The sequence below is a fragment of the Streptomyces sp. NBC_00690 genome (assembly GCF_036226685.1).
Classification (GTDB): Bacteria; Actinomycetota; Actinomycetes; order Streptomycetales; family Streptomycetaceae; genus Streptomyces.
This window is the reverse complement of record NZ_CP109009.1, coordinates 2,492,396-2,511,219: the sequence shown is the minus strand read 5'-3', so window position 1 is coordinate 2,511,219 and position 18,824 is coordinate 2,492,396. Positions and strand designations below refer to the sequence as shown.

The following is an 18,824-nucleotide window of genomic DNA, read 5'->3' as shown; positions in this document are numbered from 1 at the left end:
CACTGGCATACCGTCTCCTCAGGTCATGAGTGACAGCGATTACGGCCCCGGCCCGCTGTCCGGCAACCCTCCGTCCGTGGCGGGGTGCCCCGGGTGAAGACCAGGCCGTGGGCAGCGAGGCCCGTGGCAAGCGCGGACCCCTGCGAACCCTGGGGTCCTGGTCCTCAAGGGAGCAGTCTCGTGAGCAAGCGAATGCGATAGGGCTCTTCGCCCCTCCTTCAGTACACCTCCACGCGGACATCCCGCGTGCTCTGAGGCAATCCCCGTACAGCGAGGCTCTCTTGCCCTGCCCGTGTACGGGTCATGAAGACACGCCGCCTGTCACCCCGGGAGATTCCGCCATGTCCGTACGCCCGAGCACCTCCGCACGCCCGAACACCACCGCCACCTCCGCTGCGGACACCGATCCCGCCTGTGCCGCCCCGCTCCCCGTGCTCGGCCGTGATGTGACCGTCCCCCTCGTCACCGGGGGTGAAGTCACCTACGCCGCGCTTGACTACGCCGCCAGCGCACCCGCCCTCCAGCGCGTCTGGGACGATGTCGCCGCCTATGCGCCGTACTACGGCAGCGTCCACCGCGGTGCCGGTTACCTCTCCCAACTCTCCACCGACCTGTTCGAGAACAGCCGTCGCACGGTGGCGGAGTTCCTCGACTGCCGCAGCACCGACCAGGTCGTGTTCACCCGCTCCACCACGGACTCGCTCAACCTCCTCGCCGCCTGCCTGCCCGCCGACTGCCAGGTCTTCGTCTTCGAGACCGAGCACCACGCCTCCCTGCTTCCGTGGCAGGGCGCCCAGGTCACCTACCTCAACGCGCCCCGCACCCCCGACGAGGCCGTCGCCACCCTGGAGCGGGCACTCGCCGACCGCGATCCGTACGGCCCCGCGCTGGTCTGCGTCACCGGAGCGTCCAATGTGACCGGTGAGCTCTGGCCGGTACGCGAACTGACCGCAGCCGCCCACGCCCACGGCGCCCGGATCGTCCTCGACGCCGCCCAACTCGCACCCCACCACCGCGTCTCCGTGAGCGAACTGGACGTCGACTGGGTCGCCTTCTCCGGCCACAAGCTCTACGCGCCCTTCGGTTCGGGCGTCCTCGCAGGTCGCGCCGACTGGCTCCAGGACGCCGAGCCCTACCTCGCGGGCGGCGGCGCCTCCCGTCAGGTCGCCCGCCGCTCCGACGGAGGCGTGGACGTCGAATGGCACACCACGCCCGCCCGCCACGAAGCCGGCTCGCCGAACGTGATCGGTGTCTACGCCATCGCCTCCGCCTGCAAGGCCCTGAGCGAAGAGGGCTTCGACCGGCTGGTCGCCCGTGAGCAGCGCCTCGTCGCCACGGTCCGCGCGGGTCTCGCCGAGGTGCCCGAGGTCAAGGTGCTCTCCCTGTTCGGGGACGAGGCTCCGCGGGTCGGCGTGATCTCCTTCGTCGTCCGGGGCTGGAACAGCTCCCACTTCGCCGCCGCGCTCTCCGCCGAGTACGGCATCGGAGTGCGCGACGGGCTCTTCTGCGCTCATCCGCTGGTCCGCACCCTGTTGGGCAGCACCCCGCAGGAGCCGGGTGAGTGCGGAGCACCGGACGAGACCCCCGGCTCGCTGAACGCGATCCGGGTCAGCTTCGGCGCCGGCACCCCTGACGAGCACGTGGAGCGCTTCGTCGGTGCCGTCAAGGAACTCGTTCGTGACGGCGCCCGCTGGAACTACCGGACCGAGGACGGTCGGTGCGTCCCCGACAGGACCACGGCCCCCTCCGCCTGACGATCGTCGTCCGCTGACAGGCGGGTTCCGATCAGTACCATCCGCAGGGCGCGCTCGGTGGCGTCGGTGAGGAACTCGCCGCCGCGCCCGAGCGCCTCCGTCAGACTGACCGGCGCGGGCAGGATGGAGCTGTACGCGTCCACGCCCACCGAACGCACGTGGTGCGCACCCTCGCCGATCGTGCCGGCGAGCGCGAGCACTTCACGACCGTACCGCTTGGCGCGCCTGGCGACCTCGGCGGGCACCTTGCCGCGCGGGGTCTGATGGTCCAGTGCGCCCTCGGCGGTGATCACCAGATCGGCCCTGGCCAGTCGCTCGTCGAGGTCGAGTTGGTCGAGGAGCACGTCGAAGCGGGGCAGCAGTTGGGCCCCGAGGGCGGCGAGTCCGGCGCCGAGCCCACCGGACGCTCCGGTGCCGGGTCCGCCGAAGAGGTCGTCCCGGACCTGGAAGTCACGGGTGAGGACGGTCGCCCAGTGCTCCAATCCCGCCGAGAGCTGTTCGACCTGCGCGGGGGTGGAGCCCTTCTGCGGACCGAAGACCCGGGCGACTCCGCGTTCCCCGCAGAGCACGTTGAAGGGGTTGCAGGCGACTCGGATCTCGGTGGCGGCCAGTCGCGGATCGAGCGCTGAGGTGTCGATCCGGTCGAGTCGAGCCAATTCCCGACCGCCGAAAGGGAGTTCGCGGCCCTCGACGTCGAGCAGCCGTGCTCCCAGGGCCTGGAGCGCGCCCGCGCCGCCGTCGCAGGTGCCGGAGTCCCCGCAGCCGACGAGGATGCGGCGGACGCCCGTGTCGAGTGCGGCCCGGATCAGCTCTCCGACGCCGTAGGTGGTGGTGGCTCCGGGGTCGCGCAGGTCCCGCGGCACCAGGGAGAGACCTGCGACGGCCGCCATCTCCACCACGGCCGTCGCTTCCCCGTCTCCGAGCAGGGCGAAGTGCGTACCGATCCGATCGCCCGTGGGCCCGGTGGCGGTCAGTCGCACCAGCCGCCCGCCCGACGAGGAGGCCAACGCCTCCGCGGTGCCCTCGCCCCCGTCGACCAGCGGTATCAGATCGATCTCCGCGTCGGGTACGACGCGGCGCACGCCTGCTGCGATCGCCCGCGCGGCGGACTGGGCGGACAGGGATTCCTTGAAGCCGCTCGGGGCGATGGCGAATCGGATCAACACGGTGGGCACTCCTTGAGGGTGAGGGCGAGGGTGCGTCAGCGGACCGGCACGCCGAGGAGCGGCCAGACGGCGACGGCGAAGAGCAGTACGAGGGCCGCGGTCATCGGTGCCAGCACGGCGGACATCCGGAGCAGGTCGCGGGGGGTGTAGGTGGGGACGCCTGGGATCTCGGCGAAGAGGGTCACCGGCTTGGCCGAAGCGGGCAGGGTGTGGCAGAAGCCGGCCGCGGCGGTGGAGGCGAGGGCCGCGGCCACCGGATTGACTCCGGCTCCGACTGCGGCGGCGACCACGAGCGGCACCAGGACCGAGGACCGGGCCGACCGCGACTGGAGGACCAGATGCGCGAGGGTGGAGACGGCGACCACGACGGCGAGGAACAGCCACGGCGGCAGATCCAGGGGTACCCCGGACACCAGCCACTTCGCGGCCCCGGAGTCGGCGAGCGCCAGCCCCATGGCCATGGTCGCGGCCATGAACAGCAGCAGGGCCCACGGCACCGTCTTCAGGGCGTCCTTGAGCCGTACGGTGCCCAGGGCCGGTGAGGCCGCGACGATCGCGCCGATCAGGGCGACGACGGCGGGTGGCACCCGGTGGAGCGGCTCGCTGCACCACAGGACGACGACGGTGGCCAGCAGGACGGCGCAGCGCGTTTCGGCCGCCTCCCACGGGCCCGTGACGGGCCGGTCGCTGTGTTCCTGGATCTCGGCGGGGGTGATGTGTACCGGACCCTTGCGGTCGGCGCGTCGGGTCGTGGTGAACAGGACCACTTCGGCTGCCAGATGGGAGGAGACGACGGCCAGCGGCAGTCCGAGCAGCAGCCATTCGGTGAAGCCGATGCGTTCCCCTGCGGCCTCCCACAGCACGGACACGGTGATGAGGTGGGCGCCCGCGCCGATCAGGGTGGCCACGGCGGAGAGCAGGATGACCGTGGGGAACAGGAGCGCCAACATGACCACCAGGCGCTTCCGGTCCTGGAGCGCCTTGGCGAGCGCGAGGAAGACGGGCATGGCGAGCGCGGCCCGTCCGGAGGTGGCCGGTACGGCGAAGGCCGTGACGACGAGGGCCGCGGTCGTCAGATGCACCAACTGCCGTACGCTGCTGGCCCCTCCGACGAGGAATGCGGCGGCCCGCCCGGCGAGCCCGGTCCTGGCCACGGCGGCGGCCAGGACGAAGGCGCAGATCAGCAGCCAGACCGTGTCGTCGCCCAGGGTGCCGAAGAGGGCGTCGCTGGAGATCACGCCGGTCGCGGTGAGCGCGAGACCGGCTCCGAGGGCGATATAGGTGTCGTCGATCGGGGTGCCGATCCAGGCGCAGGTCGCCAGGGCGAACACGGCGAGCGTGATGCGGGCGTCGCCGCTCAACTCCGGGAAGTTGCCGGGCACGACGAGCAGTGCGCAGATGCTCAGGGCCACGCAGAGGGTTGCCGCTTGGCGCAGGTTCAAGGTCACGTCATCGAGACTCCGCCTGCGTGGTGAGCGCTTCATGAGCCCTTCATGAAAGGAACTTCACGGAGCGGGGGTCAGAGAAATGCGCAGGCCAGAGGGGACTACGTGAATCTTGGTGGCCATGGTTCGGGTGGGGCCGGGGCGCAGGGGGACCGCTGTGGGTGGCGGCCCGGAAGAGGGCGACGGCAGCGCGGAAGGGGCACCCCGCCGCAGGGGGTGCCCGATGGGTTCGTGCCCGTGCGCGTGCTACTCCGGCAGTCGGTATCCCATGCCGCGTACGGTCTCCACCCGGTCGGCGCCGAGCTTCTTGCGCAGCGCGCGGACATAGACGTCCACGATGTTGGAGCCCGGGTCGAAGTCGTAGCCCCAGACGTGGGACAGGATCTGTTCCCGGGACAGGACCTGTCCGGGGTGCCGTAGGAAGAGTTCCAGCAGCACGAACTCACGGGCTGTCAGATCCACGGTCCGCTCACCCGAACGCGCCCTGCGGGTACGCAGGTCGAGGGTGAGTTCGCCGTTGCGCAGTACCGTCACCTCGGGGGCCCTGGCCGCGGTGCGCAGCCGGAGTCGGACCCGGGCCAGGAGTTCTTCGAACCGGAACGGTTTGGTCATCCAGTCGTCCGCGCCGCCTTCGAGTCCGGCCACCGTGTCCCGTACGGAGTCCCTCGCGGTGAGCACGATGACCGGCACGGACACCCGGGCCTCGCGCAGTTGGCGCAGTACGGTGAACCCGTCCTTGCCGGGCAGCCCGATATCCAGGATGACCAGGTCGAATCCGCCGGTGATCGCGTAGTCGTAGGCGGCTTCTCCGTCGCCGACGGCGCTCGTGGTGAATCCATTGGCCCGCAGGCCCTTTTCGACGAAGGACGCGATGCGCTCCTCGTCCTCGACGATGAGGATGCGGTTCACCGGACGGCCTCCTTCAAGTCCTTCACTTCTCTCGGTTCGTGGAGCACGAGGACGAAGGTCGCCCCACCGCCTTCGGTGGTACGCAGTTCGACCCGTCCGCCGTGGCCTTCCGCTATGGCCTTCACGATGGCGAGGCCGAGTCCGGCGCCGGTGGCGCGCGATCCTCTGCGGGCGGTGCCGCGCCGGAAGCGCTCGAAGATCACTTCATGGTCTTGGGGCTGGATCCCCGGGCCGGTGTCGGCGACGAAGAGCTCGATCCCGTCGGTGCGGGCGCGCGAGCCGATGCTGACACGCTGGCCCGGGACGGTGTGCTGGACGGCGTTCTGGGCGAGTTGGACCATGGCCTGCGTGATCCGCTGCGAGTCCAGGAACCCTTCGGCGTCGACGGTCCCGGCGAGTTTCCAGTCGCGGTCGCCGAGCGCGCGGGCCTTCACGAACACATCAGCGGTCAGTTCGGCGAGTTGGACCGGTTCCGGGGTGACGAAGTCGGGTCGTTCGGCCTTGGCGAGCAGGAGCAGGTCCTCCACGATCCGGCTCATCCGATCCAACTCCTCCATCACGATCCTCACGGTCTCCTCCCGTTCGACCGGGTCGTCGCCCATGAGTTCCAGATGGCCGCGGACGATCGTGATGGGGGTGCGCAGTTCGTGCCCGGCGTCGTCGACGAATTCGCGCTGGGCGGCGAACGCCCGCTCCAACCGGTCCAGCATGGCGTTGAAGGTCTCGGCGAGCGCCGCTATGTCGTCCCGACCCTGTACGGGTATGCGCTGGGTCAGGTCTTGTTCGGTGAGTTGGGCGGCGGTCGTGCGCACCAGCCTGACCGGGCGCAGTATCCGGCCGGCGACCACCCAGCCGATGCCCGTGGTCATCAGCAGTGCCACTCCGGAGATGGCGATCAGCATGGTGAAGACGTTGCCGGCCTTCTGCTGCTCGCCCTCGGGGTGGAAGGCGACGACGAAGGCGGCCGGCGGATAGCCGGCGCTCGCTTTGATCTCGACCTTCGCCCAGCGCACCTCCCCCTGCCGACGGTGGAGGGTGCCGGTGGCGTTGGCGGATTCAAAGATGGTGTTCAGGGAGCGGGAGTCCTCGGCGAGTGGATGGTCCACCCGCCCCTCACGGAACTGCATCTTGCGGGCCGGGGCCTGGCCGGAGCGACCGACCAGACCCAGCAGTTCCTCGTCGGGGTCGGCGTACTGGCGCTCCAGGAACAGCCGCAGGAGCGGGTCGGGGTCGGTGAACGGCTGGCCGGTCCGGGGGTCGACCCCGTTGCGCGCGAGGTTGGCGAACTCCTCCGCCTCCTGCGCCAGGAGGTTGTTGATCCGGTGGTCCACGTCCCTCAGGAGGACGCTGCGGGTGGCGGCTGCGACCGCTGTCAGGGCGACCGCCATCACGACGACCAGCCAGAGGAGGATGCGCAGCCGGGCGGAGACCCAGGGGCGTCCGGGATCAGCCGTCATCACCGAAGTCGTCGCCGCCCGGGCCGTCGTCGCCCTGCCCGCCCTGTTCGTTGCCGTCGTCGTGGTTGTCGTCGCCCGACGGGCTCTGGCCGACGGTGGGGCTCTCGCCGACCGGTGGCGGTGAGACCGTCTCGTCGCTGGGGGAGGGGGGAGCGGTGGAGGGAGGCGCCGACGGGGAACCGCTCTCCAGCTCCACCTTGGGTGGTGCCTTGCGGTCGTCGGGGTTGTCGGTGAGGGCGTAGCTGGTCACCGCGATACCGAGGGGTATCGCGACGACTGCGGCGAGGGTCGCCAGGCGATGCGAGAAAACCATGATGTCGATGGTGGCGCCCCGCAAGTGGCGTTCGGATGAGGCGCAGATGAAGAATTCTTCATGCGGGTGCGGTTCGTCCGTCGTGGTGAGTGGCGGGAATCGGCGCTCGGGGGAGTGTCGGGACCGTGGACTCAGGCGTCCAGGCCGATGGCGAAGGCTGCTTCGAGGTCGTGCTGCGAGTAGGTGCGGAACGCCACGTGCGTGTCGGTGGCCTCGACGCCCTGGATCTTGCTGATGCTGCCCGGGATCACATCCGCGAGGTCGTCGTGGCGGGCGACCCGGACCATGGCGATCAGGTCGTAGGTGCCGGTGACCGAGAAGACCTCGCTGACGCTGTCCAGGGCGGCGATCGACTCGGCGATCTCCGGGATGCGGTCCACACTGGTCTTGATGAGCACGATCGCGGTGATCACGGTTGGCTGTCTCCCTCGGCGGCCGTGGTTTGGGTCTTCACTCTAGCCCGGCGCCCATAGCGCACCCAGGCGTAGCAGAAGCCGGTGCCGAAGCCGACGACGTGCGCGAGGTAGGCCACCCCCGGGCCGCCGGTCCCAGCCCCGGAGGCGGCCAGCCACTGCAGGGCGAACCAGAAGACCAGGACGATCCAGGCCGGGAAGCGCAGCGGCAGGAAGAAGAGGAAGGGGAACAGACTGGTGACCCGGGCCTTCGGGAAGAGGAACAGGAAGGCGCCGAGGACTCCCGAGATCGCTCCGGAGGCCCCGACGAGGGTCTGGTCGGAGTCCGCATTGGTGATGGCGTAGGCACAGAGCGCGAGATAGCCGGTGGCCGTGTAGAAGACGGCGAACCAGATCGCCCCCATGCGTTCCTCGGTCATCGCGCCGAAGACATGGAGGAACAGCATGTTGCCGAGCAGATGCAGCCAGTTGCCGTGGACGAAGAGCGCCGTGAAGGGCGTCAGCAGTGCGTCGGACGTGCCCGTCATCAGTTCGGCGGGGATTACCCCCCACCTTTCGAAGTACGCGGCCTGGGCGGCGAGCAAGGCGTCCCCCGTGCCGTACGAGGCGTTGAGCCCGGATACGGGGCTAATGAGGAAGACCGCGCAGCAGATGGCGATCACCCCATGCGTCACCGTGGGCCCTGTCATCACGCCCCGGACCGTCCTGAGGGCCACGCCCCGCCAATCGATCACGGACAGATCATGGCGTAGTGGTCGTGAACGGTACAGAGTGCCTCGCCGTGTTCGGGGGTAGGCGCGAGGCCATAGAGTGACAGGGAGTACACCCGCAGTTCGACGGCGCACCGCGGACCTCGCTTCCGTACCTGGAAATCCGAGACGGGACCATGGAGTCCCGCACCAGTCTCAGCGAAGCCCAGTGAAGTCTGAGAGACAAGGACGGCACGATGACGACGACGGTTCCCCTGCCGACGGCCGGTACCCGCTGGCGCTGCACGCTCTGCGGCAACCTCACCCGCTTCGATGTCACCCGCTCCTCCAAGGTCGTCGAGTACGTCCATCTGGATCTCGCCGGGGAGCCCACGGTCGAGGAACGCCAGGTGCTCAGTGAGACCATCGAGTCTGTGCGCTGCCGCTGGTGCAACGCCGTGGACGAGATCGAACTCGTGGACAGGCCGGGCGCCGGCTCCTGAGGGAGCGGTGCGAGGCGCAGCAGGATAATGGGGTGACGGACCGTGGAGCAGCCTGATAGTGGCGCCGAACCGGCCTCCGCGGCCGGTGGCGCCGCCGAGGCGCTCGACCGACCGTTGCCGGAAGGCGTACGACGCCGGGTCGTGGCCCTGGTGTCGGACGCCTTCGGTGGTCTCACGGTGGGTGAGCTCCCCGCCCAATTGAGACAGTACGTCCGCTTCACCCCCTCTCGGCGTGCCAAGTTCGCCGGCAACGCCATGGCGGCTGCCCTGGAGAGCGACCCCGTCTTCCGTCAGCGCATCGGCGAGCGGTTGACCCTGGCCCAGCCCGAGCTGTGCGGCGCCCTGGCCGCCGGATCGCCGCCCGCTGCCGCTGACCCGCTGGACGTGGCGGCAGCGGCGTATGTGCTGCGACCCGCCGGCTGGGTGAAGCTGGTCGCCGCGGCGGGCGAGGAGGCCCTGCGCGCCGACGCCGAACGGGCCGACGAGGCGGGACGGCGGGAGCTTGAGCGGCTGCGCGAGGAGTTGACCGAGGCGCGGGCCCTGACCAAGAGCGAGACCGAGCGGCTGCGCACCGAACTCGACGCCGCCCGCAAGGAAGCCGAATCGCTGCGCCGCAAGGTGCGCAGCGCCCAGAGCGACATCAAGCGCGGTGAGGCCGCGCTGCGGCAGGTCGGCGCCGAGATGGAGACCGTCCGTACGGACGCGACGGCCCAGGTGTCGGCCGCGGAGTCCGAGGCCCGACGGCTGCGGGGGCGGCTCGGTGAGGCGGAGGCGGCCGTGGAGGCGGCCAGACGGGCCGCCAGGGAAGGCAGATCGGTCGAGGACATGCGGCTGCGGCTGCTGCTCGACACCGTCCTGGAGGCGGCCCAGGGGCTGCGCAGGGAGCTGGCACTGCCACCGGCGTCCGTCCATCCCGCGGATCTGGTGGATGCGGTGGAGCCCGGTCGGATGTCGCCCAAGGACATCGCGGCGCGGGCGCTGTCGGAGTCCGATCCGGCCCTCCTGGACCAACTGCTGGCCCTGCCCCAGGCGCATCTGGTCGTGGACGGCTACAACGTCACCAAGACCGGCTACCCGACCATGCCGCTGGAGAAGCAGCGGCTGCGGCTGTTGGGCGGCCTCTCGGTGCTCGCCGCGCAGTCCGGCGCGGAGATCACCTGTGTCTTCGACGGCGCCGAGTTGGCCGCACCGGTGCTGCTGGCGCCCCCGCGGGGGGTACGGGTGCTGTTCTCCAAGGCGGGCGTCACGGCCGATGAGCTGATCCGCCAGATGGTGCGTGCCGAGCCGCCCGGGCGACCGGTGGTGGTGGTCTCCACCGACCGCGAGGTGGCTGACGGGGTGGCCAAGTCGGGAGCCCGCCCGGTGGCGTCCGCGATGTTGTTGAAGCGGCTCTCCCGCGTCTGATCTCTTCCGCGTCTGATGGGGTGTGTCCCCTCCCGCCCGCCGAGGGCCGGGGCGTAATGATCACTTCGGTATGACAATCCTGTCTAATGTCAACTGAGGTGAGGAATGACCGAATTGCTGTCATTGGTGGTCAACAATCTGTCAAGACTCCTCACTGCGTGTGGATTGGGCGAAAAGAAAACGCCCATGAGCCAAGATTTTTCGCAACAGGATTTGAAGTGATCACAAGAACATCACTAGGGTCAGGCGTCGAACCTTCGCACGGTTGATCATCCATCCGGGATGGCAGCGAAGGAACCGCCGCATCTGCGCATCCAGCCGATTTCCGGGGGAGTTGTGTGTGCGGAGCCGGGGCATCGTCCCCACTGGCCCGGTAGGCGGCTCTGAGGCAGAAGGAGCTCGCCTTCGTGGCGTCCCACCGTCGTCCCAAGCAGCCGGGCCGCACCCGTGTGACCGTGCTCACCGCGACCGCCGCCGCAGCTGTCGCTCTGACGTCCCAGACCGCTCAGGCAGACCCCAAGCCGAGCAAGAGCGAAGTCAAGGCCAAGGTCGACAAGCTCTACGAAGAGGCCGAGAAGGCCACCGAGAAGTTCAACGGCGCCAAGGAGCGGCAGGGCAAGCTCCAGAAGCAGGTCGACACCCTCCAGGACGAGGTCGCCCGGGGTCAGGACGACCTCAACGACCTCCGGGACAAGCTCGGGTCCGTCGCCAGCGCCCAGTACCGCTCGGGCGGCATGGACCCCTCGCTCCAACTCTTCCTCTCCTCGGACCCGGACACCTTCCTCGACAAGGCGTCCGCGCTCGACCACCTCGGCGACAAGCAGCAAGAGGCCATCGCCGAGATCCAGAACAAGCAGCGGGCCCTCGCGCAGCAGCGCAAGGAGGCCCAGGGCAAGCTGACCGACCTGGCCGACACGCGCAAGGAACTCGGCACCAAAAAGCGCGAGGTGCAGACCAAGCTCGCCGAAGCGCAGAAGCTGCTGAACTCCCTGAGCGTCCAGGAGCGGCAGTCCATCAAGGCCGAGGAGACCCGCGCCAACCGGGCCAACCAGCGCGCCGACCTCGGTGAGGCCAAGCCTGCGTCCGGCCGGGCGTCCTCCGCGTTCGCCGCCGGTCAGAGCAAGATCGGCACGCCGTACGTCTACGGCGCGTCCGGTCCCAACTCCTTCGACTGCTCCGGCTTCACCTCCTGGTCCTTCGCCCAGGCCGGCATCTCCATCCCGCGCACCTCCCAGGCCCAGGCGGGCATCGGCCAGCGCATCAACTCCCAGAGCGACCTGCGCCAGGGCGATCTGGTCTTCTTCTACGGCGACCTGCACCACGTCGGCTTCTACGCCGGCAACGGCCAGGTCCTGCACTCCCCGCGCACCGGTGCCGTGGTGCGCTACGAGTCCATCAACAACATGCCGTTCCAGTTCGGGGTCCGCGTCTGAGGCAGGGTCGTCGCCTTCGACGCCCCGCCACGCCCAAGCCCCCCGATCGGGGGATTTCCCGCTCCCCTTGCTGACGCCGCGCCCTGCCGGTGACCTGTGGTCTCCCGGCAGGGCGCCGCCGTGTGCGCCCCACGAGGTCGTTGGTCGCTGTGTGTTCGCCGGGCTACTGTCTGCCGCGCAACAGACCTCGTACGGCGTTCGCCCGGGTTCGTCCCTGACAGCGCTGTTCTCGAACCAGCGGATTCGGTCGGCGGATTCGTGCAGCGGAAGGGAGCGCGGCCCGTGGCGTCCCATCGACGACCCACCCACTCCGGTCTCACCCACAGTGCCCGGGTCACCGTTCTGTCCGCCGCGGCGGCAACGGCCGTCGCGGCACTCGGGGCCACCCCCGCCGGCGCCGATCCACAGACCTCCCCGGAGCGGGCAAGGGCCGCGGTCGACCGGCTCTTCCAAGAGGCGGAGAAGGCCACGGAACGCTTCAACAGCGCCTCCGAACGCGCCACTCACCTGCGCGAGGAGTTGGGGCAGGTACAGGACGGCGTCGCCCGCGGTCAGGAGCGCATCAACCGGTTGCGGGAGGCGCTCGGCTCCCTGGCGGGCGCCCAGTACCGCTCCGGTGGAGTCGACCCCACCCTCTCGCTGTTGCTCTCGTCCGACCCCGACACCTTTCTCGCCCAGGCGGAGATGCTGAACATGGTCACCGAGCGTCAGCACTCCGCCCTCCAGGACCTGCAACGGGCCCAGCGCAGCATCGGCCAGTTGCGGACCGAAGCCGCCCGCGACCTCTCCGACCTCGAACGCAGCCGGGCGGCGGTGGCCCGCCACAAACGCACCGTGGAACGCAAGCTCGCCCAGGCGCAGAGACTGCTCAACTCCCTGCCGTCCGAGGAGCGCGGCGCGTTCGACCGGGCCTCCCGCTCGGGCCGTGGCGTCCTGCCTGCGGTCTCCGGTGACGCACCCGCCTCCTCCCGGGCCGCCGCCGCGATCCGGGCCGCCCGCAGCGCCGTCGGCAGGCCCTATGTGTGGGGTGCCAACGGGCCTTCCGGATTCGACTGCTCCGGGTTGGTCCAGTGGTCGTACGCACAGGCGGGCGTGGGGCTGCCCCGGACCTCGCAGGCCCAGCGGTACGCCGGGCGGCAGGTGCCGCTCTCGGAAGCACGCCCGGGAGATCTGGTGACCTACCGCAACGATGCCAGCCACATCGGGATGTACATGGGCAACGGTCAGGTCGTGCACGCGCCCTACCCCGGTGCCTCCGTCCGCTACGACCCGGTCCGCATGATGCCGATCTCCGCCGTCACCCGGGTCTGACGCCTGTGAGACGGCCCGGTGGTGCATCCACCCGGCCCGGTGTTCCGTACCATCGGCTGGTGGCAGCAGACGGGCGCGGGCGGCGCCGGGCGATACGGATGACAGCGGGGCTCGGCGTCGCCGCAGCCGTACTGACCCCCTCCCTTCTGGGTTGTGCGACACCCGAGGCTTCCGACACCGTGCGCCGGGAGGTCCAACGCACGCTCGACGCCCGGGCCGCGGCCGTCCTCGATCACGACGAGCACGCGTATCTCTCCCACCTCGCCCCCGAGGTCGTCGGGCTGTATGTCGAGGAGCGTCGGCAGTTCCGCAATCTCGCGGACGTACCGCTGCGCTCCTGGTCGTACCGAGTGGTCGAGATGGACGGCGAAGGGGAGCGGGTCACCGCAGACGTGGAGCTCCGCTACCGTCTCACCGGCTACGACTACGCACCGGTGACCTCCCGGCGTCAGGTACGGCTCGACAAGCGGCACGAACGCTGGTGGGTGACCGCCGATGAACCCGCTCAGGGCAGCGCCCAGCAGTTGTGGCAGCAGGGTCGGGTGCGGGCCGTCCACGGCAAGCGCAGCCTCGTGATGGGGGTCGACCAGGGCGTCGAGCGGCTCAAAGCGCTCGCCGACCGGGCGGATCGGGCCGTGCCCGCCGTGTCCGACGCCTGGCCGTCGCCGTGGCCGCGACGGGTCGTGGTCCTGGCCCCGGCTTCGGTGGAGGCGATGGGCGCCCTGTTGGGAGCACCCGCGGCCGGCTACCGGGGCATCGCCGCGGTCACGACGGGGGAGACGGGGAGGACCGGGGCCGTGCCCGCGGACCGGATCCTGGTGAACCCCTCCGCGTACACCGTGCTCAGCGAGTTCGGCCAGGACGCCGTACTGACCCATGAGACCGCGCACGTCGCCACGCGGGCGTACACCTCGCAGGCCACCCCGATGTGGCTGTCGGAGGGCTTCGCCGACTGGGTCGCGTACCGCGGGACGGGCCGTACCGCGAGCCAGACCGCACCCGAACTCCAGCGCGCGGTCCGTCGTGGCGCGGTCCCGGCCGGCCTGCCGTTGGACGGCGACTTCTCCTTCGGCGCGGACGCGGACGGTTTAGCCCGCGCCTACGAGGGTGGTTGGCTCGCCTGTGAACTGATCGCGGAACGCTGGGGCGAGCGGAAACTGACCGAGTTCTACCGGGCGGTGGGCGCGGGCCGGACCCGGGCGGGCGCGGTCGAGCGGGCCGTGGTCGAACAGTTCGGCACGACGCTGAAGGAGTTCACCGAGGAGTGGCGCGACTATCTGCGGGAGCGGCTCGGCGGCTGATGCCCCGCAGGACCGCTCCCGTCCGCTCCCGTCCGTGTCAGGACGTCAGCAGGGCACGTGCGGCCGTGGGTTCCTCGCTCGCCGGTGGTGGATCCGTCACCGTGCCCCGCCACAGCCGTACGGCCGCCGTCAGCGCGGCCCCCACCAGCAGTCCGTTGCGCACCAGCAGCAGCCCGACCCCGAGCGGATCGCTGGCGACCACCTCGGCGAAGTAGATCGGGAACTCCAACGTCGTCACCGCGGTCGCCAGCAGTACCAGGGCGGCGGGCAGCACCATGCGACTGTCCCGGCGGACCAGGCAGACGGCGGCCAGACCCACCGACCAGATCAGGTACTGCGGGCTGATCACCCGGCTCGTCGTGGTGAACAGCAGAACAGCGGTGAACGCCGCGTCCCCGAGCGTCGCAGGGCCGAAGCCGCGCGCCCGCCAGCGCCAGAACACCAGCCAGCCGAGGGCGACGAGCGCGAGGGCCAGCGCCAGGGACGACACCAGTGGCACGTGCGGGCCGAGGAACTCGATCGACCCGTAGTTCAGCAGCACACGCCCGTCCCAACCGAACTGCCGGGCCACATGGAAGACCAGCGCGCCCAGCGACTCCACCTCGGTCCCCCGGTCCCGCTGGAAGACCAGGAAGACCAGTGCCCCCGGCATCGCCACGAGGAATCCCAGGGTCAGGCCGATCGCCGTGCCCGTGGCCGTCCCCCAGGCGACCAGGGCGGCCCGCCCCCGATCCACTCCGACCAGCAGCAGTACCGGCCACACCTTCAGCAGAGCTCCCAGCGCCACCAGGGCACCCAGTGCCCCGGGCCGTCGCACGCCCACCAACAGGGCCACCACGGCGACCGCGGTCACCATCAGGTCGTAGCGCGCATACGCGGTCGGTCCCAGCAGCGGTACGCCCACCACCCAGACCCAGGCCCCCCGCGCGCAATTGCCGGGCCGCCCGGCCGCGTACCGCAGCAGGACGAACACCACCGCGTCGCAGAGCAGCACCAGGACGAAGAAGCCGGCGGCGTAGTCGAGGAACGGCAGGAGCGCGGGGGAGAGGATGGCGAGAGCAGCGGCGGGCGGATACTGCCAGGTCACGTCGTCCAACGGAAAGAAGCCGCTCCGGAGCGTCTCGGACCAGCGCCGATAGATCACCGAGACATCGGCGGTGACGTCGGGGCCCGGGAACGGGACCACGTGGAAGACCCAGAGCAGCAGCACGACCCTGGTGAGCAGCCACAGGGAACTCGGCACCAGCGACGGGGACCGTCCACCCCTCATATGCGACTCATCCCGCCTTCCGATGGAACGGTGAAGCGATCATCGTGCCCGGACGAACCCGGTGGGCTCGATCAGACGGGGCCGGCGTTCGGGGGATAGGGCCCGGTTCACACGGGTGGTGCACGCGCGGTGGGCCGGCCGGGCGGTGCGGCTCCCGCTGCGGCTGCGCCTGGCGGGGCGTTCGGCCCGCCGCACGGATTTCGGTACTGTCGGCCACGATGCACAAGACCCTGATCGTGACCAATGACTTCCCGCCCCGCCCCGGTGGCATCCAGGCGTTCCTCCACAACATGGCGCTGCGGCTGGACCCCGAGCAACTCGTCGTCTACGCCTCCACCTGGAAGCGGGGCCACGAGGGCACCGCGGCGACGGCGGCCTTCGACGCCGAACAGCCGTTCACCGTCGTCCGGGACCGAACGACGATGCTGCTGCCCACCCCCCGCGTCACCCGCCGAGCGGCCTCCCTGCTGCGGGAACACGGCTGTGAGTCCGTCTGGTTCGGGGCCGCTGCTCCACTCGGACTGATGGGTCCGGCGCTGCGGAAGGCCGGTGCACGGCGGTTGGTCGCCAGCTCGCACGGCCACGAGGCGGGCTGGGCCCAACTCCCCGCCGCCCGGCAGTTGCTGCGCCGCATCGGGGACGGCACGGACACGATCACCTATCTCGGCGAGTACACCCGCTCCCGCATCGCCGCCGCGCTGAGCCCCGAGGCCGCCCGACGGATGGTGCAACTGCCGCCGGGGGTCGACGAGAAGACCTTCCACCCCGACTCCGGGGGCGCCGCCGTGCGGGAGCGGCTCGGACTCGCCGACCGGCCGGTGGTGGTCTGCGTCTCCCGACTCGTGCCGCGCAAGGGACAGGACACCCTCATCCGGGCGATGCCCCGGATCCTGACCGCGGTCCCGGACGCGGTGCTGCTCATCGTGGGCGGCGGGCCGTACGAGGACGATCTGCGGCGGCTCGCCGAAACCGAGGGCGTTTCGACCTCGGTGGTGTTCACCGGCGCGGTGCCCTGGTCCGAATTGCCCGCGCACTACGGGGCGGGCGACGTCTTTGCCATGCCGTGCCGCACCCGCAGGGGCGGGCTCGACGTCGAAGGGCTGGGCATCGTCTATCTGGAGGCGTCGGCGACCGGCCTGCCGGTGGTGGCGGGCGACTCGGGGGGTGCGCCCGACGCGGTCCTGGACGGGGAGACCGGCTGGGTGGTGCGCGGCGGCTCGCCGCAGGACGCCGCGGAGCGGATCACGGCCCTGTTGCAGGATCCGGAGCTACGGCAACGGATGGGCGAGCGCGGTCGTCGCTGGGTCGAGGAGAAGTGGCGCTGGGACCTGCTGGCCGAGCGGTTGCGCGAACTGCTCTGAGACACGAGGCCGGGCGGGTGCGCATGGAGGGTGCGCCAGGCGTGGCCCGGCCCCGGCCCGGTCTCTCTCGCTGCGCCCTAGCCGCGGTAGATGCCCTCGATCTCGTCCGCGAAGTCCTTCGCCACCACAGTGCGCTTCAACTTGAGCGATGGTGTGATGTGCCCGGCCTCCTCGGTGAACTGGGCCCCCAGGATGCGGAACTTGCGGACCGACTCGGCCTTGGAGACGGCCGCGTTGCCGTCGTCCACCGCGCGTTGGATCTCGGCCAGCACTTCGGGGTCGTCCCGCAGTACGGCCGCCCCCTTGGCCGGCTTGCCGTGCTCGGCGGCCCAGCGGCCGAGGAACTCCTCGTCCAGGGTGATCAGCGCACCCACGAAGGGACGCCCGTCGCCGACCACCATGCACTCCGCGACCAGCGCATGGGCACGGATGCGGTCCTCGATCACTGCGGGAGCGACGTTCTTGCCGCCCGCGGTGACCAGGATCTCCTTCTTCCGGCCGGTGATGGAGAGGAAGCCGTCCTCGTCGAGGGCGCCGATGTCACCGGTGTGGAACCAGCCGTCGGCCAGCGCCTCCGCCGTCGCCGCCTCGTTGTTCCAGTACCCCTGGAAGAGGTGCTCGCCGTGCAGCAGCACCTCGCCGTCGTCGGCGATCCGAACGACCGACCCCGGTAGGGGCTGGCCGACCGTGCCGATCTTCTGACGGTCCCACGGGTTGAAGGCGGTCGCGGCGCACGACTCGGTGAGCCCGTAGCCCTCCAGGACCGTGAATCCGATGCCGCGGAAGAAGTGCCCGAGACGCTCTCCGAGCGGTGCCCCTCCGGAGATCGCGTGCTCGCCGCGCCCGCCGAGGACGGCCCGCAGCTTGCTGTAGACGAGACGGTCGAAGATCTTGTGCTTGATCCGCAGCCCCAGCGAAGGGCCCTTAACGGTGTCGAGAGCACGGCTGTACGAGATGGCCGTCTGTGCGGCCTTGTCGAAGATCTTGCCCTTGCCGTCGGCCTGCGCCTTCGAACGCGCCCCGTTGTAGACCTTCTCGAAGACCCGGGGAACGCCGAGGATCAGCGTGGGCTGGAAGGAGGCGAGCTCATCGGTGAGGTTCTTGACGTCCGACACGCAGCCCAGCTTGATCGGGGCCATCACGGCCGCCACCTCGACCAGCCGACCGAAGACATGTGCGGCGGGCAGGAAGAGCAGGACCGAGCACTCGCCCGTGCGGAAGAGGGGCTTGAGGCGTTCCACCGCGTTGCCGCACTCAGCGAAGAAGCTGCGGTGGGTGAGCACACAGCCCTTGGGGCGTCCGGTGGTGCCGGAGGTGTAGACGATCGTCGCCGGGTCATCGGCCTTCGCGGTCCTGGTGCGCTCGTCGACCAGTGAGTCCTCGACGTCGGCGCCCGACTCGATCAGCTCCGCCACTGCACCGGCGTCGATCTGCCAGAGGTGGCGCAGGGCCGGCAGTCGATCCCGTACGGACTCCACGGAGGCGACGTGCGCCTCGCTCTCCACGATCGCGGCGACCGCGCCCGAGTCGGAGAGGATCCAGGAGACCTGCTCGGCCGAGCTGGTCTCGTACACCGGCACGGTCACCGCACCGGCGCTCCAGATGGCGAAGTCCATCTGCACCCACTCGTAGCGGGTGCGTGACATCAGGGCCACCCGGTCCCCGGGGCGCACACCGGCGGCGATCAGGCCCTTGGCCGCGGCTCGCACTTCCGCGAGGAACTGCGTGGCCGTCACGTCCGCCCAGCCGCCCGCGACCTTTCTGCCGATGACGACGACATCGGGGTGTTGCGCGGCGTTGCGGCGGATCAGATCCGTCAGGTTTCCGTCCGAAGGGACCTCATACAGGGCCGGAAGGCTGAACTCGCGCAAAACTGCTGCTCCTCATCGGGCTCCGGCGCCACGGCTCTGTGTAACGCGCACCGGCTGCGGTCCAAGATCGGGCTGGTGCTCCTGGGGGTGAGCAGAAGCAGACTGCCCGGACGTTACCCACCGGTACTCGGTTCCGGGTAGGGGTTTCCGGCCAGATGTTCCCTGCGTCACATGTTCATGGCAGTACTTCGCGCAGAGTAGTCCAATCCTTGCCGGACCCGGAA

Annotated in this window: 16 protein-coding genes and 1 riboswitch; of the genes, 7 read left to right on the top strand and 9 right to left on the bottom strand. The window is 70.2% G+C overall.

Annotation, left to right across the window (positions count from 1 at the left end):
- Positions 1-21: 21 nt before the first annotated feature.
- Positions 22-139, top strand: a riboswitch (SAM riboswitch).
- 202 nt (positions 140-341) lie between these two features.
- Positions 342-1,754: an aminotransferase class V-fold PLP-dependent enzyme gene (locus tag OID54_RS11110; protein ID WP_329017598.1), complete on the top strand. Its 1,413-nt coding sequence runs from the start codon at positions 342-344 to the stop codon at positions 1,752-1,754.
- Here OID54_RS11110 and OID54_RS11105 read toward each other — a convergent pair.
- From OID54_RS11105 to OID54_RS11075, 7 genes are all read right to left on the bottom strand, one after another.
- Positions 1,697-2,920: a glycerate kinase family protein gene (locus OID54_RS11105; RefSeq protein ID WP_329027415.1), complete on the bottom strand. Its 1,224-nt coding sequence runs from the start codon at positions 2,918-2,920 to the stop codon at positions 1,697-1,699. The genes OID54_RS11110 and OID54_RS11105 overlap by 58 nt on opposite strands.
- A 35-nt stretch (positions 2,921-2,955) precedes the next feature.
- Positions 2,956-4,368, bottom strand: coding sequence for an SLC13 family permease (locus tag OID54_RS11100; protein WP_329017597.1), 1,413 nt, complete (start codon positions 4,366-4,368; stop codon positions 2,956-2,958).
- Between the two features lie 243 nt (positions 4,369-4,611).
- The gene (locus OID54_RS11095) at positions 4,612-5,274 is read right to left on the bottom strand and encodes a response regulator transcription factor (RefSeq protein WP_329017594.1); all 663 of its coding nucleotides are present in this window, start codon (positions 5,272-5,274) and stop codon (positions 4,612-4,614) included.
- A complete protein-coding gene (locus OID54_RS11090; RefSeq protein ID WP_329017591.1) occupies positions 5,271-6,731 on the bottom strand; it encodes a sensor histidine kinase in 1,461 nt (486 codons plus the stop codon). Before OID54_RS11090 ends, OID54_RS11095 begins: the two co-directional genes overlap by 4 nt.
- Positions 6,721-7,044 carry a small secreted hydrophilic protein gene (locus OID54_RS11085; RefSeq protein ID WP_329017588.1) on the bottom strand — a complete coding sequence of 108 codons (324 nt, stop codon included), beginning with the start codon at positions 7,042-7,044 and terminating at the stop codon, positions 6,721-6,723. Before OID54_RS11085 ends, OID54_RS11090 begins: the two co-directional genes overlap by 11 nt.
- 131 nt (positions 7,045-7,175) lie before the next feature.
- Positions 7,176-7,457 (bottom strand): Lrp/AsnC family transcriptional regulator, encoded by a 282-nt coding sequence (locus tag OID54_RS11080; protein WP_329017585.1) that lies wholly within the window; start codon positions 7,455-7,457, stop codon positions 7,176-7,178.
- On the bottom strand, positions 7,454-8,191 hold the full coding sequence (locus OID54_RS11075) for a rhomboid family intramembrane serine protease (protein WP_329017582.1): 738 nt from the start codon (positions 8,189-8,191) through the stop codon (positions 7,454-7,456). Before OID54_RS11075 ends, OID54_RS11080 begins: the two co-directional genes overlap by 4 nt.
- A 212-nt stretch (positions 8,192-8,403) precedes the next feature.
- Between OID54_RS11075 and OID54_RS11070 the strand changes: the two genes are divergently transcribed.
- The 5 genes from OID54_RS11070 to OID54_RS11050 all read left to right on the top strand — a co-directional run bounded on the left by OID54_RS11070 (position 8,404) and on the right by OID54_RS11050 (position 14,098).
- Positions 8,404-8,649, top strand: a complete 246-nt coding sequence (locus OID54_RS11070; protein WP_329017579.1) for a hypothetical protein — start codon at positions 8,404-8,406, stop codon at positions 8,647-8,649.
- Between the two features lie 42 nt (positions 8,650-8,691).
- Positions 8,692-10,053, top strand: a complete 1,362-nt coding sequence (locus tag OID54_RS11065) for an NYN domain-containing protein (protein WP_329017576.1) — start codon at positions 8,692-8,694, stop codon at positions 10,051-10,053.
- Between the two features lie 407 nt (positions 10,054-10,460).
- Positions 10,461-11,486, top strand: coding sequence for a C40 family peptidase (locus OID54_RS11060; RefSeq protein WP_329017574.1), 1,026 nt, complete (start codon positions 10,461-10,463; stop codon positions 11,484-11,486).
- Between the two features lie 282 nt (positions 11,487-11,768).
- Complete coding sequence (locus OID54_RS11055; RefSeq protein ID WP_329017571.1) at positions 11,769-12,797, top strand: C40 family peptidase; 1,029 nt, start codon at positions 11,769-11,771, stop codon at positions 12,795-12,797.
- Positions 12,798-12,895: 98 nt separating this feature from the next.
- Complete coding sequence (locus OID54_RS11050; RefSeq protein WP_329027413.1) at positions 12,896-14,098, top strand: hypothetical protein; 1,203 nt, start codon at positions 12,896-12,898, stop codon at positions 14,096-14,098.
- Positions 14,099-14,135: 37 nt separating this feature from the next.
- Here OID54_RS11050 and OID54_RS11045 read toward each other — a convergent pair whose 3' ends face one another.
- Positions 14,136-15,368, bottom strand: a complete 1,233-nt coding sequence (locus OID54_RS11045) for a glycosyltransferase 87 family protein (protein WP_329017569.1) — start codon at positions 15,366-15,368, stop codon at positions 14,136-14,138.
- 218 nt (positions 15,369-15,586) lie between these two features.
- Here OID54_RS11045 and OID54_RS11040 point away from each other — a divergent pair, with 218 nt between their 5' ends.
- Positions 15,587-16,729 carry a glycosyltransferase family 4 protein gene (locus tag OID54_RS11040; protein ID WP_329017566.1) on the top strand — a complete coding sequence of 381 codons (1,143 nt, stop codon included), beginning with the start codon at positions 15,587-15,589 and terminating at the stop codon, positions 16,727-16,729.
- 77 nt (positions 16,730-16,806) lie between these two features.
- Here the strand turns inward: OID54_RS11040 and OID54_RS11035 are convergent, their stop codons facing one another.
- Complete coding sequence (locus tag OID54_RS11035) at positions 16,807-18,600, bottom strand: AMP-dependent synthetase/ligase (protein WP_329017563.1); 1,794 nt, start codon at positions 18,598-18,600, stop codon at positions 16,807-16,809.
- Positions 18,601-18,824 lie beyond the last annotated feature (224 nt).